General features: G+C 73.9%; 1 pseudogene. It reads right to left on the bottom strand.

The annotated features are described in order from the left end of the window. Positions 1 to 123: 123 nt before the first annotated feature. Positions 124 to 1,053: pseudogene (locus ACNFOC_RS54565) on the bottom strand (TadA family conjugal transfer-associated ATPase); the annotation flags it as partial. Positions 1,054 to 1,165 lie beyond the last annotated feature (112 nt).

Here is a 1,165-nt window from a genome sequence, read left to right as displayed (position 1 = left end):
GAGCACTGCGGTCCCGCACCAGGGGTCGGCCGGGCGGTGTGGGGTCGCCCGTGCCGGCCCCTGTCATCGTTGTGGCCTCTCCGCCTGCGAGGGCAGCACGCGTAGCGGCGGAAAGCGGCCGAGCAGCGCCGGCACCGTCCGCACCAGCCCCGACGGGTCCCGCTCCAGGACATGCACCTCGGCGATCCGTCGCCGCCCGGCCTGGTCCCGTACGAGATGCAGGACCACCGACAGGGCCGCCGCCAACTGGCTGTGCAGCGCGGCCCGATCGAGGCCGGCGGCCGTGCCCAGGGCCTCCAGACGGGCCGGTACATCGGCCGCCGCGTTCGCATGGACGGTGCCGCAGCCGCCCTCGTGGCCCGTATTGAGGGCTGCGAGCAAATGAACTACCTCGGACCCCCGCACCTCACCGACAACCAGCCGATCCGGCCGCATCCGGAGCGCCTGGCGGACCAGGTCCTGGAGCGTGACGAGCCCAGCACCCTCCTGGTTGGCGGGCCTGCTCTCCAGCCGTACGACGTGCGGATGGTCCGGCTTCAACTCCGCCGAGTCCTCTGCCAACACGATCCGCTCACCCGGTCCGACGAGCCCGAGCAACGCGCTCAGCAGCGTCGTCTTGCCACTGCCGGTGCCGCCGCTGATCAGGAACGAGAGCCGTGCCTCGATCAGGGCGCGCAGGATGCGGTCACCGCCCGGCGGCACCGTGCCCGCCGTGACCAGTTCGTCGAGCGTGAACGCGCGCGGCCGTACGACACGCAGCGACAGGCAGGTGCAGCCGACGGCGACCGGGGGCAGTACGGCGTGCAGGCGGGTGCCGTCGGGCAGCCGGGCGTCGGCCCAGGGGCGGGCGTCGTCCAGTCGGCGTCCGGCCACCGCGGCCAGGCGCTGCGCGAGGCGTCGTACGGCTGCCGCGTCCGGGAAGGAGACGGTGGTCAGCTCCAGGCCGCCGCCCCGGTCGACCCAGACCCGGTCCGGGGCCGACACGAGGACGTCGGTCACCGAGGGGTCGGCGAGCAGGGACTCCAGCGGGCCGCTGCCCATGGGGGCGTTCCTCGCTGCCGCGATCGGGTTTCCCGCCGTCGTCTTCAGTGCGGCACTCGTCGTGGTCGTCCTCTACTGGCTGCTGGTCGCGCTCGGCGCGGCCGACGCGCACGGACACGCCCAC

This window comes from Streptomyces colwelliae (assembly GCF_048158785.1).
In the GTDB taxonomy this organism is placed as follows: Bacteria; Actinomycetota; Actinomycetes; order Streptomycetales; family Streptomycetaceae; genus Streptomyces.
The sequence above is the reverse complement of the archived record's forward strand: the minus strand, read 5'-3'. Positions and strand labels throughout refer to the sequence as shown.